Source organism: Pseudoxanthomonas sp. 22568, assembly GCF_052044485.1.
Lineage (GTDB): Bacteria > Pseudomonadota > Gammaproteobacteria > Xanthomonadales > Xanthomonadaceae > Pseudoxanthomonas_A > Pseudoxanthomonas_A beigongshangi.
In genome coordinates this window covers 334448-351776 of sequence record NZ_JBQENC010000001.1, presented here as the reverse complement: position 1 = coordinate 351776, position 17329 = coordinate 334448, and the positions used below count along the sequence as shown (strand labels likewise).

Here is a 17329-nt window from a genome sequence, read left to right as displayed (position 1 = left end):
TCCGAAGCCCACGAAGCGGAGCAAGCTCCGCTCTACCCGGTGAGAGGCCGGGATGGTGAACGCGTAGAGCCGAGCTTGCTCGGCTGCTCTTTCCATCCGAAACCGACGGAGCGGAGCGAGCTCCGCTCTACCCGGTGAGAGGCCGGGATGGTGAACGCGTAGAGCCGAGCTTGCTCGGCTGCGCCTTCCATCCGAAACCGACGAAGCGGAGCGAGCTCCGCTCTACCCGGTGGAGGCCGGGATGGTGAACGCGTAGAGCCGAGCTTGCTCGGCTGCTCTTTCCATCCGAAACCGACGTAGCGGAGCGAGCTCCGCTCTACAGCAGGTCGGGGTGGCGGACCTGGCCTTCGCCGTGGACGACGAAGCGTTCGACCGTCAGCGACTCGGCGCCCATCGGGCCGTAAGCGTGCAGGCGGGTGGTCGAGATGCCGATTTCCGCGCCCAGTCCCAGTTCGCCACCGTCGCTGAAGCGTGACGAGGCGTTGACCATCACCACCGCCGAACGCAGCGCCTGCACGAACCGGTCCGCGTTGCCCGCGTCGTTGGTGGCGATCACCTCGGTGTGATCGGAACCGAACCGGCGGATATGCGCGATGGCCTGTTCCAAATCGTCCACCACCCGCACCGCGAGAATCAGATCGAGGAATTCGACCGCGTAGTCGTCCTCGGTCGCCGCCGCCGCTTCCGGCATCCAGTTCCGCGCCGTCTCATCTGCACGCAGTTGCACACCGCGGCCACGCAGCGCCTCCTCCGCCAGCGGCAGGAAGGTCTCCGCGATGTCACGATGCACCAGCAGGGTCTCCAGCGCATTGCACACGCCCGGCCGGGAAGCCTTGCCGTCGAGCAGCAGGCGCAGGGCCAGTTGCGGATCCGCGCTGGCGTCCACGAACAGATGGCAGACGCCCTTGTAATGCTTGATCACCGGCACCCGCGCGTGTTCGGCGACGAACCGGATCAGCCCTTCGCCACCGCGCGGGATCGCCAGATCGATGACGTCGTTGAGTTGCAGCAGTTCAACCATGGTCTCCCGCCGCAGATCCTCGACCAGGGTCAGCGCCGCCTCCGGCAGTCCCTGCGCACGCAGCGCGCGGCGCAGCGCCGCCGCGATGGCAGTGTTGGAATGGATCGCCTCCGAGCCACCGCGCAGGATCACCCCGTTGCCGGCCTTCAGGCACAACGCGGCCGCGTCCGCGGTGACGTTGGGGCGCGCTTCGTAGATCATCGCCACCACGCCGAGCGGCACGCGTACGCGCCGGATGCGGATCCCGTTGGGGCGGATTTCCTCGCGGGTCACCTGCCCGACCGGATCCGGCAGATCCGCCACTTCGCGCACGGCGGATGCGATCCCGGCCAGGCGCTTGTCGTCGAGCTTCAGCCGATCCAGCATCGCGCCGGTGATGCCCTTGGCGGCGGCGGCTTCCATGTCGCGCGCGTTGGCGGCCAGGATCGCCTCGCGGTCGGCCTCCAGCGCGTCGGCCATCGCCCGCAGCAGCGTGTTCTTGGCGTCGCTGGATAGCTGCGCGATGGACTGCGCGGCGTCGCGGCATTGCAGGGCCTGTTGCTGGATGGTGCTCATCGTGTTCGGTCCCGTTGCTGGTATTCGTATGGCCGGCTCAGAGCACGACCAGATCATCGCGGTGCACGACGTTCTCGCCGTAGCTGTAGCCGAGTATGGCCTCGATCTCGCGCGAGTGCCGGCGGGCGATGCGGCGGATGTCGATGGCCGAGTACTGGCTCACGCCGCGCGCGATGCACTGGTCACCGCCCTCGCGCAGGCGCACCTCGACCATGTCGCCGCGACGGAAATCGCCCTCGGCGCCGACCACGCCCCCCGGCAGCAGCGAAGCACCGCGCTCGCGCACCGCGCCGGCCGCGCCGGCATCGACCAGGATCGCGCCGGTTTCCACCGGTACGTTGCGCAGCCAGTACTTGCGCGCGGCAAGGCGGTTCTGGGCCGGTCGGAAGCGGGTGCCGTGCAGGCGCCCGGCCGCCAGCGCGGACAGGGTCTCGGCGCGGGTACCGTTGAACAGGAAGGTTTCGATGCCGGCCGCCGCCGCCTTGGCCGCGGCTTCGAGCTTGGTGTGCATGCCGCCGGTGCCGACCCCGCTGCCGGCGCCACCGGCCATGGCGAAGAATTCGGGCGTCAACGCTTCCACGTCGAGTATGGGCCTCGCATCCGCATGCGTGCGCGGGTTGGCCGAATAGAAACCGTCGATGTCGGTGGCGATGAACAGCGCATCCGCATCGACCAGCGCCGCCACCACCGCGGCCAGGTTGTCGTTGTCGCCCAGCTTCAGTTCGTCCACCGACACGGTGTCGTTCTCGTTGATGACCGGCAACGCGCCCAGCGCCAGCAGTTCCTGCAAGGTGGCGCGGGCGTTGAGATAGCGCCGGCGGTTGCGCAAATCGTCATGGGTGAGCAGCACCTGCGCGACCGGACGCTCGAAGAAGCGCTGCCACAGGCCAATCAGCTGCGCCTGCCCGAGCGCGGCCAGCGCCTGCCGTTCCGCCATCGCGACGCCCGCGGCCGGCTTGCGATGCAGCAGCCCGCGTCCGGCGGCGACCGCGCCGGAGGACACGATCACCATTTCGCGTCCGGCCAGCAAGCTGGAGGACACGAACTGCGCAAGATTGAGCGCATGCCTCGGGCTCAGCCCCTCGCCTTCGTTGGCCAGCAGGCTGCTGCCGACCTTCAACACCGCGCGCTTCCACGTCGGCAGGGTCTGCGCAGCGAACGGAATGGCGGCGTGGCTCATGTCGGACTCGGTGGCGGCTTCTTCAACGGGTGTTCCATTCGTACACGGTCAGCAGCGAACTGCCGGTGACCGCCAGCGGATCGCGCGCGGCGATGGCGCGTGCCTCATCGAGCGAACCGACGCCCGCCAGCAGATAGGCGCCGCCGCTGCGATCGCTGAAACCGCCGGTCATTTCCAGCAGGCCCGCCTCGCGCAGGCCATCCAGGAACGCATGGTGCGGCGNNNNCGCGGAAGTCCGGCGTGCGCATCGCCATCACCAGGTAGCGGGTCTTCATGCATGATTCTCCGGTGCGGGATGGCGGTCGCCGTGCGCACGCGGAGACGAAATCACCAGGAAGCGCGCATCCGTGCCGCCACGGTTGCGCATCCGGTGCGCCTGCCCCGGCGCGACGTGCAGCCCCTGCCCGGCCTGGAGCAGGGAAACGGCACCTTCCACTTCCAGTTCGGCCTGCCCATCCAGCACATAGAAGAACTGGCGCGCCTGGGCGTGGAAGTGCCTGACTTCCGCCGTACCCGGCGGCATCCGCTCCTCGATCACGCTCAGGCCCGCATCCTTGAGCAGATGCCAGCCATCGCAGCCCTGGCCCCACGCGTAGTGTTCGGCATTGGCGCGACTGACCGGCGACATGAGTCAACCCTCCAATGCGACCAGGCGCCGGCGCAGGGTATCCAGCCGCAGGTCGGCGGCGGCGCCCGGCGACACCCGTGCATCCAGGCTGCCTTCCGGGGTACGTCCCTGCCCGGCCGTGTCCGCCGCCGCGGCAGCGGCCTTGTAGGCCTCGCGGAAGGGTATGCCCGCCACCGCGGCTTCCACCGCCACGTCGGTCGCGTACATGCCCGAATCGATCGCCGCGCGCAGCCGGTCCTCGCGCCATTCCAGGTTGGCCAGCAACGCCGGCAACAGTTCCAGCGCCGGCAGCCCGCGGCCGAAGCCGTGGAAGATCGCGCCCTTGCTGGCCTGCAGATCGCGGTGGTAACCGGACGGCAGCGACAGCAACTGTTCGATCTCGGTGCGCGCCGCCGCCACGCTGGCGTGGGTGGCGCGCATCAGTTCGATCACGTCGGGATTGCGCTTGTTCGGCATGATCGAACTGCCGGTGGTGTACTGCGAGGGCAGCGCGACGAAACCGAATTCGGCGCTGGTGAACAGCGACAGATCCCAGGCGATGCGGCGCAGGTCCAGGGTCGCGGCGCCGAGCGCTTCCAGCGCGGCCATCTCGAACTTTCCGCGCGAGAGTTGCGCGTAGATGGGGCTGACCTGCATCCGCTCGAAGCCGAGCGCCGCGGTGGTGTGTTCGCGATCCAGCTTCAGGTTGACGCCGTAGCCGGCCGCGGTACCCAGCGGATTGGCATCGACCAGTTTGAGGGTATCGCCGGCACGGATGGCGTTGTCGATGAACGCCTCGGTCCAGCCGGCCCACCACATGCCCGCCGACGACACCACCGCCCGCTGGATATGGGTGTAGCCGGGCAGCGGCAGCGATTGCTCGGCCACCGCGCGGTCCAGGGCGACCTTGGCCACCTCGCGGCACAGCGCCGCCGTGCGCGCCAGCTTTTCCTTCAGCCACAGGCGGGTGGCGACCAGGATCTGGTCGTTGCGGCTGCGGCCGGTGTGGATCTTGCGGCCGGCGTCGCCCAGACGCTCGGTCAGCCTCGCCTCGATGGCGGAATGGCCGTCCTCGTAGCGCTCGTCCAGCACGAAGCGGCCTGTACTGAAATCCTCGGCCAGTGCAGCCAGCTCGCGCTTCAGCCCGGCCAGTTCATCCGCCGACAGGATGCCGATATGTTGCAGCCCCTCCGCATGCGCGGTACTGGCCTGGATGTCGTGCAGGAAGAATTCGCGATCCAGCAACACATCGTCGCCGGCCAGGAACCGCTGGATTTCCGCGTCGACCGTGACGCCGGGCTTCTGCCACAACAGGTCGCTCATGCCCTGCCCTCCTCGTGATGGAATGCGTCAACCGGAATGCTCTCCAGCTCGTCGAAGCCGAAGGCGCGGTTGAGGTTCTGCATTGCCTGGGTCGCCGCGCCCTTCAGCAGGTTGTCCAGGGTCGCCACCACCACCATGCGCTTGCCGCCCGGTGCCAAGGTGAATCCACCGATTTCCACACCATGCCGGCCGGCGATGCGACTCACCCACGGCGCGTCGTCGGTGACGCGGATCAGCGGTTCGCCGGCATAGCGCTGCCCGTACAGATCGCGCATATCATCCCGCTTGACCGCCTGTTGCAGATACAGGTTGACCGTCATGGTGATGCCGCGAAAATGCGGTGCCACGTGCGGCATGAACTCCACCGGCACGCCCAGGTGCCGGCTGACCTCGCGTTCGTGCATGTGATCGGTCAGCGCGTACGGCATCAGGTTGTCGCGCAGCAGCTCGACATTGTTCTTGTCCGACGGCGTGGTGCCGGCGCCGGAGTAGCCGGAAACGCCAAAGCACTGGGGGGGGCCTGCCAATTGGTCCAGCACCGGCGCGATCGCCAGTTGCATCGCGGTGGCATAGCAGCCGGGGTTGCTGATGCGTTTCTGCCCGGCATAGGCGTCGCGCGTCAGTTCCGGCAGGCCGTAGTACCAGTCGGAGTTGAAGCGATAATCGGCGGACAGGTCCACCACCACCGTCTCCGGCGCCTGCGTATCGATGGCGGCGACCAGTTCGGCCGCCTTGCCGTTGGGCAGCGCCAGGATCACGGCGTCGGCGCCCCTGCCGCCGACCTGTTCATGGTTGAGGTTTTCGTAGCGCAGTCCGCCGGCGAAATCGGCGATGTGGTCGCTGACTTTCTGTCCGTCCAGCTCGCGCGAGGACACGAACGCCAGTTCCAGTTGCGGATGGCGGGCAATCAGTTTGATCAGTTCGGCGCCGGTATGTCCGCGCGCGCCGACGATGCCGACGGTTTTCATCGGGAGGACTCATGCTGGGCCAGGCGCGAAAGCAGGTTGCGCTTCACCGCCGGCCATTCGTTGTCGAGGATGGAGAAAATGACGGTATCGCGCGGGCTGCCATCGGCATGACGCCGATGGTTGCGCAGCACGCCGTCCTGTTTCGCGCCCAGGCGGGCGATGGCCGCGCGCGAGCGCTGGTTGAACCAGCTGGTCTCGAACACCACGCTGATGCAGCCCAGCGTTTCGAACGCATGGGTCAAGAGCAGGAGTTTGGCTTCGGTATTGAGACCGGTACGCTGCACCCGCGGCGCGTACCAGGTGTAGCCGATGCTGACGCGCGGCACCGTGGGTTCCAGATCATAGAAGCGCGTGCTGCCGACGATGTCGCCGGCGGCATCCCGCACCACGAACGGCAGGATCCTGCCCTGCGCCTGGGTGGCGAACACGCCGTCCAGGTAGGTGTCGACCTCGGCCGCGCGCGGCACATTGGTGTACCAGAGCGCGGCCAGGGCATCGCCTTCCAGTGCCGCGCGCAGGCCGTCCGCGTGTGCGCGCTGCAGCGGCTCCAGGCGTGCGTGGCGTCCTTCCAGCCGGGGAACCTGCTGCCAGAGGCCAGTCGTGTCCGTCGTCATCTCAATCCACCAGGGTCGGCTGGCGCGTGCGGCAATGGGCTACGCAACGCTCGATGTCGTCGAAGCTGTCGATGCCGTACCAGAACACCTTCCACTTCTCCTGCTTGTAGCAGCCGTCGGACTCGGCGTAGTAGAAGATGTTGACCGGGTTGTTGTGGCGCGAACGCCAGAACAGCTGCGGGTTTTCCTCGCGCATCACGTGCCAGACCGCACGCCCGAGGCCTTCGCCCTGCGCGTCGTCGAGCACCGCGAACTTGTCCAGGTAGGCGAAGCCGTCATCGTGGGTCAGGATCAGCGCGGTGCGATAGTTCTCGCTGATGTAGACGCGATGCGGCGCGGTGCGCTCGAAATAGTCCGGCAGCAGGCGCCGCCCGAAACTCGATTCGATCAGTTCGCGTAGGCGCTGCCGATCCACGCCTTCCCAGGAATCGAAGCGCAGCACCCGTTCGCCGCGCCGCACCAGCGTGCCGGAGCCGCGATGGGTGAACAGTTCCTTGGCCAGTTCCGCCGGCTTGGTGATCGACACCGACGAGGTCAGCGGCAACTTGTCCAGCAGGTCCTTGATCTGCTCGATCTTCACCCGCATGCCGCCGTTGATCCACGGCTGCGCCATCAGCTCGTCGTACTCGGTGGACAGGTTGATCGAGTCGATGACCTTGCCGTCGGCGCCCAGCAGGCCACCGGTGCCGGTCAGGAAGATGATCTTGTAGGGTTGCAGCACCTGCACCAGTTCGTTGGCGGCGAAATCGGCGTTGATGTTGAGGATCTGCCCGCCGACGGTCTCGCCCATGCTGGCGATGACCGGAATCGACCCGGCGTGCAGGCTGGCCTCGATCGGCGCCAGGTTGATGCGGGTGACGTCGCCGACCAGGCCGTAGGTCGGCTGGTCCTTGTATTCGGCCTCGAACACGCCGGACACGATCGAGGTCGCCCGCGCGCCGCCTTGCTGCAGGGCCTCCACCAGCGCCAGGTTCTGCTGCAGGAACACCTTGCGCACGATCGCCAGCACTTCCGGCGTGGTCACGCGCAGGCCGTTGACGGTCTGCTTGACGATGCCGGCGGCGTTCATCTCCTCGTCCAGCTGCGGGCCGGCGCCGTGCACGACGATCGGGGTCAGGCCGACTTCCTGCAGGAAGGTCAGCGAGGAGGTCAGCGCCTCCAGGTCGTCGCGCAGCACCGCGCCACCGACCTTGACCACGGCGAAGCGCTTGGCGTCCAGCTGCGAGAAGCGCTTGACGTACTGCGAAATCTCCTTCGCGCTGGCCATGCTGGAGAGCAGCCGGATGATGGTCTGCCGGGTTTGCTTGTTCGATTCCATCGTTTCTGCGGGTCTCGGTTATGCGGTGAAAATCCGCTGCACGGTGGCGGCGTAGTGTTGAAGCTGGTCGAGCGCGACCCATTCGTCGGCGGTATGCGCCTGGGCGATGTCGCCCGGGCCATACACCAGCGCGGTCAGGCCGGCCTGCGAGAACAGCGAGGCCTCGGTCCAGAAGTCCACCGCGTTGCCGACCGGCAAGCCGAGTTCGTCGGCTAGATCGCGCGCGGCCAGGCGTCGCTCCTCGGCACGGGCGACGTCGCCTGAAGGCAGCGACGGACCGCGGAACGTCTCCTCGTACTCGGCCAGCGCGTCGAGGTTGGCGAACGCGCGGAACTGCGCGTGCAGCGCGTCCATGTCCTGCGACGGCAGCGGCCGGAAGCCGAACCGCACTTCGGCGCTGGGCGCGATCATATTGGCCTTGATGCCGCCCTCGACCCGGCCGATGTTGAAGCGCAGTCCGGTCAGTCCACCAAAGCGCAAGTGGTGCTGGGCCTGCACGTGATCCAGCGCGGTGGTGCCCCAACGCATCGCGTTGTGCAGCGCGCTCAGCGACAATGCGTTCTCGGCCGAAGCGTGCCCGGCCTGGCCCTTGAACGCCATCCGCACCGCGCTGATGCCGCGATGCGCCAGCACCGCGTGGCCCTGGGTGGGCTCGGCGATGATGGCTTCGCTGAAACCATGATCGCGGGCGAGGAACGCCGCGATGCAGCGCGGGTCGTTGGCTTCCTCGTCGCTGGAGAACAGGAACGCGGCGTCGCCCGAGGTGACCTGCGCGGCGGCGATCAGGCCGGCGGCGGCGCCCTTGATGTCGCAGGCACCCAGGCCGATGGCGCGGTCGCCCTCGACCCGCAGCTTCAGCGGATCGGCGGTCCACGCCGGCGACGAAGGCACCGTGTCCAGGTGCACGTTGAACACCCGCTTCGGCTGCCCGCGCACGGCGAACAGCGACACCGCGCCGGCACCATGGTCGATCACCTCGACATTGAAGTCCGGCAGCTGCGCGCGGATGTAGTCGAAGATGCCGCCGGTGGTGATGGCGCGCGGCGGATTGCGGGTGTCGTGGGACACCAGCTGTTCGAGATGCTGAAGAACCTGGTCAAGCATGGGGAATCGCTCTGCAACGGGTCATGGTTCTGGATTCGGAAGAGATGCCTCTTCCACTACGGCATCGGCCCCGGGCCGTCATCCCGGCGAAGTCCGGGATCCATCTTGCGGTTGCCTCTTCGCCTGGTGACGAGGAGCCAATGGATTCCAGCATGCGCTGGAATGACGGGACGGGTTTTCTTGGAGTGGACAGGATCGGGGGATTCCGGATGGTCAGCGGATCAGCGGTTGATTTCGGCCCACAGCGTGCTGCTCATGCCGAACAGCTTGATGAAGCCTTCCGCCTCCTCCACGCCCCAGTCGGCCGACTGGGCGTAGGTCGCGCCCTTTGCATTGAGCAGGTGCGGCGACTTCACCGCCACCGCATCGACGCGGGCGCCGCGGGTTTCCAGCACGACCTCGCCATTGACGGTTGCCTGCGAGGACGTCAGGAAGGCTTCCAGGTCGGTCTTGATCGGATCGTGGAAGAAGCCTTCGTACACCACCTCCACCCACTTGCGCGCCACTTCCGGCTTGAAGCGGTTCTGCTGCTTGGTCAGCACCGCCTCCTCCAGCGCGCGGTGCGCCGCGAGCAGGGCGATCAGGCCCGGTGCTTCGTACACGATGCGTCCCTTCAGGCCGATGGTGGTGTCGCCGGTGTACATGCCACGACCCACGCCATACGGGGCAAACAGCGCGTTCAACTTCGCCAGCAGTTGGGCGCCGTCCAGCGCCTGGCCGTCCAGGCTCACCGCTTCGCCCTGCTTGAAGCCGACGGTCACGCGCAGGACCTGCTCCGGCCACTCGCTGCGCGGCGCGCACCAGCCGCGCGCACCTTCGCCCGGGGCTTCCCACTTGTCGATCTCGCCGCCGGACAGGGTCACGCCCAGCAGGTTCTCGTTGATGGTGTAGCTCTTCTGCTTGGCGCGCACGCCGAACCCGCGCTCTTCCAGGTACTGCTGCTCGTAGGCGCGGGTCTGGGTGTGCTCTTTCTGGATTTCGCGGATCGGCGCGACGATGCGGTAGTCGCCCGACGCCTTGACCGCCAGGTCGAAGCGGACCTGATCGTTGCCCATGCCGGTGCAGCCGTGGGCAATCGCGTTGGTGCCAAGTTCGGCGGCGCGCTTGAGCGCGGCATCGACGATCAGGTAACGGTCGGAGACCAGCAGCGGATACTGGCCCTGGTAGCCCTCGCCCGCCCACACGAACGGCTTGACGAAGCCGTTCCAGATCGCCGGGCCGCCGTCGACGGTGACGTGGCTGGCCGCGCCCAGTTCGGCGGCACGCTGTTCGATATAGGCGCGTTCCTCGGCATCCACGCCGCCGGTGTCGGCGAACACGGTATGCACGGCCCAGCCGCGCTCCTGCAGATAGGGAATGCAGAAGCTGGTGTCGAGGCCGCCGGAGAAGGCGAGGACGATGTCTTTGCTGGTCGAAGCGGTCATTTCAGGTCTCTCGTGTTTTTTTACCCCCTCCCCGCTTGCGGGGGAGGGATGGGGTGGGGGCACGGGACGGGCGGTTCGCCCCCATCCCGGCCTTCCCCCGCAAGCGGGGGAAGGAGCGAATCTTCCGTCTTTACTTGATCAGCGCGGCCATGATCGCCTTCTGCACATGCAGGCGGTTCTCGGCCTCGTCGATGGCGATGCACTGCGGCGAATCCATCACCGCGTCGGTGGCCTTGACGTTGCGGCGCAGCGGCAGGCAATGCGAGAACACGCCGTTGTTGGTCAGCGCCATCTTGGCCTCGTCGACGATGAAGTGCTTGTACTGGTCGCGGATGGGTTTTTCCGGCTCCCAGTTGCCGAAGAACGGCAGCGCGCCCCAGCTCTTGGCGTAGACCACGTCGGCGCCGCGGTAGGCGCTTTCGATGTCGTGGCTGACGGCCAGCGAGCCGCCGCTCTCGGCCACGTTCTGCTCGGCCCAACCCATGTAGCGCTCGTCCAGGATGTAGTCCGGGGTCGGGCACAGCAGGGTCACGTCCATGCCCAGCCGGGTGGCGATGGTCAGCGCCGAGTTGGCCACCGCGGTGTTCAGCGGCTTGGGATGATAGGTCCAGGTCAGCACGTACTTCTTGCCGCGCAGATCGGTGGTGCCGAAGTGTTCCTGCAGTGCCAACGCGTGCGCCAGTTCCTGGCAGGGATGGGTGATCGTCTCCATGTTGATCACCGGTACCGGCGAATACTTGGCAAACGACTTCAGCACGATGTCCTCGCGGTCATGGGCCCAGTCGATGAACTTCGGGAACGCGCGCACGCCGATCAGGTCGACATAGCGGCCCAGCACCTTCGCCACCTCGGCGATGTGTTCCTCGGTGTCGCCGTCCATCACCGTGCCCAGGTTGAACTCGATCGGCCACGCGTCCTTGCCCGGCTGCAGGACCACGGCATGCCCGCCCAACTGGAAGGCGCCCAGCTCGAAACTGGTGCGGGTGCGCATGGACGGATTGAAGAACACCAGCGCGATCGATTTGCCTTTCAGCGCGTCGCCCAGCTTGTCCTGCTTGTATCGCGCCGCCTGCGCCAGCAAGGCGTCCAGCTCGGCGCGGCTCCAGTCCTGCGTGTTCAAGAAGTGCTTCATCAAGGCATCCTGGTTCGGGAATGTTGCGGAAATTCGGGGGCGGAAAACGAAAAAACCCAGCCTCTGGCTGGGTTCCGTCAAGACAGGCGAAAACGTCCGGGCGACCCAGCTAGGAGCAGGATTCCGGTCGACGCGCACGCGAGGTCATGCCCGAGGCCTGGCGGGCCGCGCTGTCAGCATGGGCGTGGGCGTTCATCTTCATAGGGGGCGAATCCTCGCACGTGCTGCGGCGCAGCGCAAGGCTCAGGGCGCGGGGGCCTCGACCGGGGGCACGGCCGGCACGTAGGGCATCACCGAAATCCGGATCCGGAGCCGGTTGCCCGGATCCTCGGCCAGGCGGGAACGGTATTTGGTGCCCTTGTAGACGTAGTCCACGTCGTAGGCGATGGGACGGCGGAACTCGCGCTCGACCGGCACGCTGCGGCAGCTGAGCCGGGCCGGTTCGGTGGACTGGCCGGCCTGCGCCTCGGCTTCCTGCGCCTTGGCCTCGTCGTCGCCGGAGAACACGCCCTTGATGGAGTCCAGGAACCGCGCCCAGCGGCTCTGTTCCCGGGTCGGATGGACCGTGGTGGTCGGCAGCGTGGGCAGCTCGTCGCAGACTTCCTCGGTCCGGCTGGCCCGCAGGGTCTGGTAGACCGGCTCGACGTTGAGCACCTGGGCGTAGTCCAGCCGCACGTTCTCCGCCTGGACCACGCGCTCCTGCGCCATCGCACCCATGGCGATCGGCAACATCAGCAGTGGCAGCAAGCAATGACGGAAACGACCCATGCGACCCGTTGGTGGAAATCCCTGCGCACTAGTGTAGGCGACCAGGCTGGAGAGGGGCTGAACCATCCCCTCCTGCGCCCGTCCGGCGGCCGGCCGGACCCCGCCAGGCTGTAGAATCACCGTGCTTCCCCACGCCGCAGCCTGATGAGCCTTCGCCTCCACAACAACCTCACCCGCCGGGTCGAGGACTTCGTCCCCCTCGATCCCGCCTGCCCCACCCTGTATGTGTGCGGGCCCACGGTCTACAACTACGTCCACATCGGCAACGCCCGCGGCCCGGTGGTGTTCGGGGTGCTGGCGGCGCTGCTGCGCCGACGCCATGGCGCGCTGCGCTACGCCCGCAACATCACCGACGTGGACGACAAGATCAACGCGGCGGCCTTGGAACAGGGCGTGCCGATCAGTGCCATCACCGACCGTTTCGCCGCCGCCTACCGCCAGGACATGGCGCGACTGGGCGTCGCCCCGCCGGACATCGAGCCCGAGGCGACCGCCCACATTCCGCAGATCATCGCGATGATCCAGGACCTGATCGCCGGCGGGCACGCTTACGCGGCCGAGGGCCACGTACTGTTCGCGGTGGCCTCGTTCCCGGACTACGGCAAGCTCTCGCGCCGGGATCCGGAGGAAATGCTGGCCGGCGCGCGCGTGGACGTGGCGCCGTACAAGCGTGATCCCGGCGATTTCGTGTTGTGGAAGCCCTCCAGCGACGAACTGCCGGGCTGGGAATCCCCCTGGGGCCGCGGCCGGCCCGGCTGGCACATCGAATGCTCGGCGATGGCGGCGGCCCATCTGGGCCAGACCATCGACATCCACGCCGGCGGCGTGGACCTGCAATTCCCGCACCACGAGAACGAAATCGCGCAGAGCGAATGCGCCCACGGCGGCAAGACCTTCGCCCGGTTCTGGCTGCACAACGGCATGCTCAACTTCGGCGGCGCCAAGATGAGCAAGTCGTTGGGCAACATCGAACGCGTGCACGACCTGCTGGAACAGCACCCGCCCGAGGCGCTGCGCTACGCCCTGCTGTCGGCGCATTACCGGCAACCGCTGGACTGGTCGGACGCGCTGATCGAGCAGTCGGTGCGAACCCTGGATCGCCTGTACGGCACGCTGCGGGATCTGCACGACGCCGATGCGCCGGCTTCCGCCGCCAACTCGATTCCCGCCGCCATCGAGGAAGCGCTGGACGACGACCTCAACACGCCGCTGGCGCTGGCCGAACTGGCCCGCATCGCCGCCGAGGCCCGCAAGGCCGCCACCGCCGACGACCGCGCGCGGCTGAAGGCGGAACTGCTGGGCGCCGGTTTCGCGCTGGGGCTGCTGCAGCAGGCGCCGGCCGGATGGTTCGCGCGCGGTGCCTCCAACGACGACGACGTGCGCATCCAGGGCCTGATCGAGGAACGCGCCGCCGCCAAGCAGGCGCGCGACTTCGCCCGCTCCGACGCCATCCGCGATCAGCTCGCCAGCGAAGGCATCCTGCTGGAAGATACCCCGCAGGGCGTCCGCTGGAAGCGGGCCTGAGCCCTCCCCTCCGCCCCGGCGCCGGATCGCGCCGGGACAGGCGGCCGATGAGCGCCGCCGCCTCCCTTCCCCGGAAGGGCGCATTCCGAATCGCCATGACCGACACCGTCTTCCCGCTCGAACCCACCGCCGCCGAGGCCCAGCACGCCATCAAGGACGAATTCGCGTTCTTCGGCGATTGGGCCGAGCGCTATCAGTACCTGATCGATCTGGGCCGCAAGCTGCCGCCGTTCCCGGAGGAGTGGAAGACCGAGGAACATCGCCTGCTCGGCTGCCAGTCGCTGGTCTGGATCGTGCCGCAGGGTGACGCCAGCCGGCTGGATTTCCGGGCCGTCAGCGATTCTGCGATCGTCTCCGGGCTGATCTTCCTGGCGTTGCGGGTCTACTCTGGCCGTCCGGCCAGCGAAATCCTCGCCACCGAAGCGGACTACATCGCCGACATCGGCCTGGCCAAGCATCTCTCGCCGACCCGCAGCAACGGACTGGCCTCGCTGCTGGCCTTCATCCGCGAGACCGCCGCGGCGGCCCGGTGAGCGCGGCCAATAGCTCCTCTCCGGTCAGGGCGCTGCTGCGCAACCGCGCGTTCACCACGGTCCTGGCCTACCGCATCCTGGCGCTGCTGTCCTACCAGACCGTCGCGGTGACGGTCGGCTGGCACATCTATGAACTCACCCGCAATCCGTTCTCGCTCGGCCTGATCGGCCTGGCCGAAGTACTGCCGTTCTTCTGCGTGGCGCCGTTCGCCGGCTATCTGGTCGACCACCTGCCGCGACGCAAGCTGGGCGTGGCGGCCTGCGCGGCGTTGACGCTGACCGCGGTGATCCTCGTGCTTGCGGCGGCGGGATGGTTGCCGACCACGCGGCTGTGGCCGATCTACGCCGCCATCGCGCTGACCGGGATGGCGCGTTCGTTCCTCAGTCCGATCTACAACGCGCTGTTCGCGAAGGTGCTGGCACGCGAGGACTTCGTCCGCGGCGCCGGCCTGGGCACGGTGATCTTCCAGGCGGCGATGGTGACCGGTCCGGCCATCGGCGGTCTTCTGGTGGGATTCGGCGGCAACGCGCTGTCCTATGCCGTGGCGGCGGTGCTGGCGGTGCTGGCCGGCGGCGTGCTGGCACGTCTGCGGGTGGAGGAACCCGGCCCGCCGGCAACCAGCCTGCCGATCTTCGCCAGCATCGCCCAGGGCGCGCGCTTCGTCTGGGGCAACCAGATCATGCTGGGCGCGATGGCGCTGGACATGTTCTCGGTACTGCTGGGTGGCGTGGTGGCGATGCTGCCGGCCTTCATCCACGACATTCTCCGCTACGGTCCCGAAGGCCTGGGCATCCTGCGCGCGGCGCCAGCGCTGGGTTCGGTGTGCGTGGGCGTGTGGCTGGCGCGGCATCCGTTGCAGCAGCACGCCGGCCGGGTACTGCTGTTCGCGGTGGCGGGCTTCGGCCTGTGCGTGATCGCGTTCGGGCTGTCCCGCAGTTTCTGGCTGTCGGCGCTGATCCTGCTGGCCTATGGCATGTGCGACGGCGTGTCGGTGGTGGTGCGTTCGACCATCCTGCAGCTGTCGACGCCGGACGAGATGCGCGGGCGGGTGTCTTCGATCAACGGCATCTTCATCAGTTCGTCCAACGAGTTGGGGGCGTTCTACGCCGGCACGATGGCGCGGCTGCTGGGATTGATTCCGGCGGTACTGCTGGGCGGCGGCGCGATCCTGGTGGTGGTCGCCGCCACCGCGTGGCGGGCACCGCGGCTGCGCCGGCTCGATTTGAACGATCTGCACTGAGCGCAGGGTTTCTCATCCGCGATCAGAAGCTGCACGCCTCCCAGCCTGGCGGCGTCGAAGTCGTCGAGCTGCCGCTGAACTTGTCTTCGAACGTGCCCTGCGCCCAGCGGTCGGCATCGTAGCGCTGTTCCGGCGACAGGCTGGCGGCAATCGCGGCGATCTGCCGATCGAGTTGGGCCACGCGATGAGGTTCCGCCCCCAGCCGGTACAGCTTGAGATAGCGATAGTGCTGCGCCGGATCGGGGCCGAGCATGCCGGCCAGCAGTCCTTCGGCACCCGGTTCATAGGCGCGTTGCAGGAGATCCACCACGCGCCAGTCGCCCGCCGCCAGACCGGCGTCGATCATCGCCGTGGCATCGCGGCGATAGCCCTGCAGCACGCCGGGATGCTCGATCAGGCCACGCACGTCGTAGAGCGGCCCCCGGCCTAGATAGCACGCGCGTGCGTCGGCATCGCCCAGCCGCGCCGCCTGGGCGATGTTGGGCACCAGGGTCGCGAGCATCTTGTCGTCCGCGCCGGCGCACATTTCCCGGTTCCTGCCCGCGGTCTGCTGGCGCATGTCCATCGCGTCCAGCAGCACCTGGTAGGTCCGCAGTTGCGCCGCGCTCATGCCATCGGTCTTGCGATCCAGCAGCGCCTGGGTGGTGCCCGCGTTGCGCCACTCGTTGGCACGCAGGCGACTGCAGCGGTCGAGGTCGCGGACCAGCCGGCGCGCGGCGTCGAGATCGCCGGCGTTCGCGCGTGCCTGCAAATCGCTGAAGGTCGCGCCGAGCGATGCGGAGACCGGCGGCAGGACGCCGCCCTTCGCAGGTGTTGCCGGTGCGGCGTCCGCGCCGCCGGCACCGTCTCCAGCCGAGCGCGTTTGCGCGGCGCGCGGCGCGGTTTCCGGCGTCGGCAAGGCGCTCCAGCGGCCGAGCGCGTAGACGCCCGCGACCGCCACCAGCGCGGTGCAGGCCATGATTGCGTGTTTCCACTTCATTGTCCGGATCGTCCCACGGTCAAATCCTCGTCGATGCACATCCGTTCCCCTCACTCATGCGGGAACACGCAGGGATCCCGGTCTAGTCCCGGTGCGCCGGCCGAAGGACGGCCGCCGAAGTCGCGCCGGAACGTGGTGTCGGCCCAGGTTTCGGCCTCGGCGCGCTGCTGCGGCGACAGCCGCGCGGCGGCCACTGCCAGTTGCTGGTCCAGCACCGCGATGTCGCCGGCTCCCGCGCCCAGCCGGTAGAGCTTGAGATAACGGAAGTGTTGCGCGGGATCGGCGTCCAGCGCGCCGCCCAGCAAGCCCTCCGCACCAGGCTGCAAGGCGGTTCGCAGGACATTCACCATCGCCCAGTCACCGGCGGCCAGGCCGGCCTCGACCATTCCCGGAACGCTGGCGCGATAGGTATCGATCCATTCGGGATGCCTGGCGAGCGCGCGCATGTCCAACCCGGGGCCCATCGCCAGGTAGCAAGCGCGCGCGTAGGGTTCTCCCAGTTGCGCGGCCTGGCGCAGGCTCGGTACCAGCGAGTCCAGGGTCGCCGCATCGGCGCCGTCGCAAAGCTCGCTCATCCGTCGCGCGTTCTGCCGGCGCGATTCGATTCCATCCAGTTGCGCCCGGTAATTCTCCAACTGCGCGGCGCTCATGCCGCGGGTCTGCGTGTCGAGCAACTCGCCGGCCAGCACGGCATTGCTCCAGGCCGCCGAGCGCAGGCGATGGCACAGGTCCAGGTTGCGATACAGGCGCGTCGACGCCGCCAGATCGCCGCCGTCGGCGGCGGTCTGCAGTTCGGCGAAATAACCCCGTGCGCGAGATTCGTTCCGCAGGCTCGCCTGCGCGGACCCGGCTCGACTCGCCGGTACGGCCGGCGCGGGAGATTCCGTGTCGCCGCGCGGTGCGGAGGGCTGCGACCGCCCCAGCCAGTACGCACCCGCGAGCGCGGCCATGACGACCACGATCAGCGGGATGACGAGACGGTTGCCGCGCATGGTTCAGCAGGATACGCGCAAGGCGGCCTTCCCTGGCCACCCCGCG

At 68.0% G+C, this 17329-nt stretch carries 16 protein-coding genes and 1 pseudogene; 3 read left to right on the top strand and 14 right to left on the bottom strand.

The annotated features are described in order from the left end of the window. Positions 1-316: 316 nt before the first annotated feature. The 12 genes and pseudogenes from ACTJI2_RS01765 to ACTJI2_RS01710 form a co-directional block, all read right to left on the bottom strand. Positions 317-1576 carry a glutamate-5-semialdehyde dehydrogenase gene (locus ACTJI2_RS01765; RefSeq protein ID WP_440840885.1) on the bottom strand — a complete coding sequence of 420 codons (1260 nt, stop codon included), beginning with the start codon at positions 1574-1576 and terminating at the stop codon, positions 317-319. Positions 1577-1613: 37 nt separating this feature from the next. Continuing rightward, positions 1614-2756 carry a glutamate 5-kinase gene (proB, locus tag ACTJI2_RS01760; protein ID WP_192198915.1) on the bottom strand — a complete coding sequence of 381 codons (1143 nt, stop codon included), beginning with the start codon at positions 2754-2756 and terminating at the stop codon, positions 1614-1616. Between the two features lie 22 nt (positions 2757-2778). Next, positions 2779-3031, bottom strand: a pseudogene (locus tag ACTJI2_RS01755) (YciI family protein). After that, positions 3028-3384 (bottom strand): cupin domain-containing protein, encoded by a 357-nt coding sequence (locus tag ACTJI2_RS01750; protein ID WP_440840884.1) that lies wholly within the window; start codon positions 3382-3384, stop codon positions 3028-3030. The pseudogene ACTJI2_RS01755 and the gene ACTJI2_RS01750 overlap by 4 nt, the downstream one beginning before the upstream one ends. Before the next feature lie 3 nt (positions 3385-3387). Then, complete coding sequence (gene argH, locus ACTJI2_RS01745) at positions 3388-4686, bottom strand: argininosuccinate lyase (protein WP_440840883.1); 1299 nt, start codon at positions 4684-4686, stop codon at positions 3388-3390. After that, entirely contained in the window at positions 4683-5654 is a 972-nt protein-coding gene (gene argC, locus ACTJI2_RS01740) for an N-acetyl-gamma-glutamyl-phosphate reductase (protein ID WP_440840882.1), read from the bottom strand. Before argC ends, argH begins: the two co-directional genes overlap by 4 nt. After that, positions 5651-6268, bottom strand: a complete 618-nt coding sequence (locus ACTJI2_RS01735) for a GNAT family N-acetyltransferase (RefSeq protein WP_440840881.1) — start codon at positions 6266-6268, stop codon at positions 5651-5653. Before ACTJI2_RS01735 ends, argC begins: the two co-directional genes overlap by 4 nt. A gap of 1 nt (position 6269) precedes the next feature. Then, positions 6270-7586: an acetylglutamate kinase gene (locus ACTJI2_RS01730; RefSeq protein WP_440840880.1), complete on the bottom strand. Its 1317-nt coding sequence runs from the start codon at positions 7584-7586 to the stop codon at positions 6270-6272. Positions 7587-7604: 18 nt separating this feature from the next. After that, positions 7605-8690: an acetylornithine deacetylase gene (locus ACTJI2_RS01725; protein WP_440840878.1), complete on the bottom strand. Its 1086-nt coding sequence runs from the start codon at positions 8688-8690 to the stop codon at positions 7605-7607. A 221-nt stretch (positions 8691-8911) separates the two neighbouring features. Next, the gene (locus ACTJI2_RS01720; RefSeq protein WP_440840877.1) at positions 8912-10114 is read right to left on the bottom strand and encodes an argininosuccinate synthase; all 1203 of its coding nucleotides are present in this window, start codon (positions 10112-10114) and stop codon (positions 8912-8914) included. Between the two features lie 130 nt (positions 10115-10244). Beyond that, positions 10245-11246, bottom strand: coding sequence for an N-acetylornithine carbamoyltransferase (locus ACTJI2_RS01715; RefSeq protein WP_440840876.1), 1002 nt, complete (start codon positions 11244-11246; stop codon positions 10245-10247). A gap of 243 nt (positions 11247-11489) precedes the next feature. After that, positions 11490-11978, bottom strand: coding sequence for a hypothetical protein (locus ACTJI2_RS01710; protein WP_440840962.1), 489 nt, complete (start codon positions 11976-11978; stop codon positions 11490-11492). 180 nt (positions 11979-12158) lie between these two features. On the opposite strand from ACTJI2_RS01710, the gene cysS reads away from it, so the two are divergent. The 3 genes from cysS to ACTJI2_RS01695 all read left to right on the top strand — a co-directional run bounded on the left by cysS (position 12159) and on the right by ACTJI2_RS01695 (position 15312). Continuing rightward, entirely contained in the window at positions 12159-13538 is a 1380-nt protein-coding gene (gene cysS, locus ACTJI2_RS01705; RefSeq protein ID WP_440840875.1) for a cysteine--tRNA ligase, read from the top strand. A gap of 95 nt (positions 13539-13633) precedes the next feature. Continuing rightward, positions 13634-14071 carry a SufE family protein gene (locus tag ACTJI2_RS01700; protein ID WP_440840874.1) on the top strand — a complete coding sequence of 146 codons (438 nt, stop codon included), beginning with the start codon at positions 13634-13636 and terminating at the stop codon, positions 14069-14071. Then, a complete protein-coding gene (locus tag ACTJI2_RS01695; protein WP_440840873.1) occupies positions 14068-15312 on the top strand; it encodes an MFS transporter in 1245 nt (414 codons plus the stop codon). Before ACTJI2_RS01700 ends, ACTJI2_RS01695 begins: the two co-directional genes overlap by 4 nt. A gap of 22 nt (positions 15313-15334) precedes the next feature. On the opposite strand, the gene ACTJI2_RS01690 is transcribed toward ACTJI2_RS01695, so the two are convergent. Then, positions 15335-16291: a hypothetical protein gene (locus ACTJI2_RS01690; protein ID WP_440840871.1), complete on the bottom strand. Its 957-nt coding sequence runs from the start codon at positions 16289-16291 to the stop codon at positions 15335-15337. A 50-nt stretch (positions 16292-16341) separates the two neighbouring features. Then, the gene (locus tag ACTJI2_RS01685) at positions 16342-17283 is read right to left on the bottom strand and encodes a hypothetical protein (RefSeq protein ID WP_440840870.1); all 942 of its coding nucleotides are present in this window, start codon (positions 17281-17283) and stop codon (positions 16342-16344) included. Between the last annotated feature and the right edge of the window lie 46 nt (positions 17284-17329).

Bases quoted from the DNA above. Each gene is read 5' to 3' on its own strand.
- ACTJI2_RS01690 (WP_440840871.1), bottom strand. From the start codon at position 16,291: ATGAAGTGGAAACACGCAATCATGGCCTGCACCGCGCTGGTGGCGGTC.
- ACTJI2_RS01720 (WP_440840877.1), bottom strand. From the start codon at position 10,114: ATGACCGCTTCGACCAGCAAAGACATCGTCCTCGCCTTCTCCGGCGGC.
- ACTJI2_RS01685 (WP_440840870.1), bottom strand. From the start codon at position 17,283: ATGCGCGGCAACCGTCTCGTCATCCCGCTGATCGTGGTCGTCATGGCC.
- proB (WP_192198915.1), bottom strand. From the start codon at position 2,756: ATGAGCCACGCCGCCATTCCGTTCGCTGCGCAGACCCTGCCGACGTGG.
- ACTJI2_RS01765 (WP_440840885.1), bottom strand. From the start codon at position 1,576: ATGAGCACCATCCAGCAACAGGCCCTGCAATGCCGCGACGCCGCGCAG.
- ACTJI2_RS01710 (WP_440840962.1), bottom strand. From the start codon at position 11,978: ATGTTGCCGATCGCCATGGGTGCGATGGCGCAGGAGCGCGTGGTCCAG.
- ACTJI2_RS01725 (WP_440840878.1), bottom strand. From the start codon at position 8,690: ATGCTTGACCAGGTTCTTCAGCATCTCGAACAGCTGGTGTCCCACGAC.
- ACTJI2_RS01700 (WP_440840874.1), top strand. From the start codon at position 13,634: ATGACCGACACCGTCTTCCCGCTCGAACCCACCGCCGCCGAGGCCCAG.
- ACTJI2_RS01715 (WP_440840876.1), bottom strand. From the start codon at position 11,246: ATGAAGCACTTCTTGAACACGCAGGACTGGAGCCGCGCCGAGCTGGAC.
- ACTJI2_RS01730 (WP_440840880.1), bottom strand. From the start codon at position 7,586: ATGGAATCGAACAAGCAAACCCGGCAGACCATCATCCGGCTGCTCTCC.
- ACTJI2_RS01750 (WP_440840884.1), bottom strand. From the start codon at position 3,384: ATGTCGCCGGTCAGTCGCGCCAATGCCGAACACTACGCGTGGGGCCAG.
- argC (WP_440840882.1), bottom strand. From the start codon at position 5,654: ATGAAAACCGTCGGCATCGTCGGCGCGCGCGGACATACCGGCGCCGAA.
- argH (WP_440840883.1), bottom strand. From the start codon at position 4,686: ATGAGCGACCTGTTGTGGCAGAAGCCCGGCGTCACGGTCGACGCGGAA.
- ACTJI2_RS01735 (WP_440840881.1), bottom strand. From the start codon at position 6,268: ATGACGACGGACACGACTGGCCTCTGGCAGCAGGTTCCCCGGCTGGAA.
- cysS (WP_440840875.1), top strand. From the start codon at position 12,159: ATGAGCCTTCGCCTCCACAACAACCTCACCCGCCGGGTCGAGGACTTC.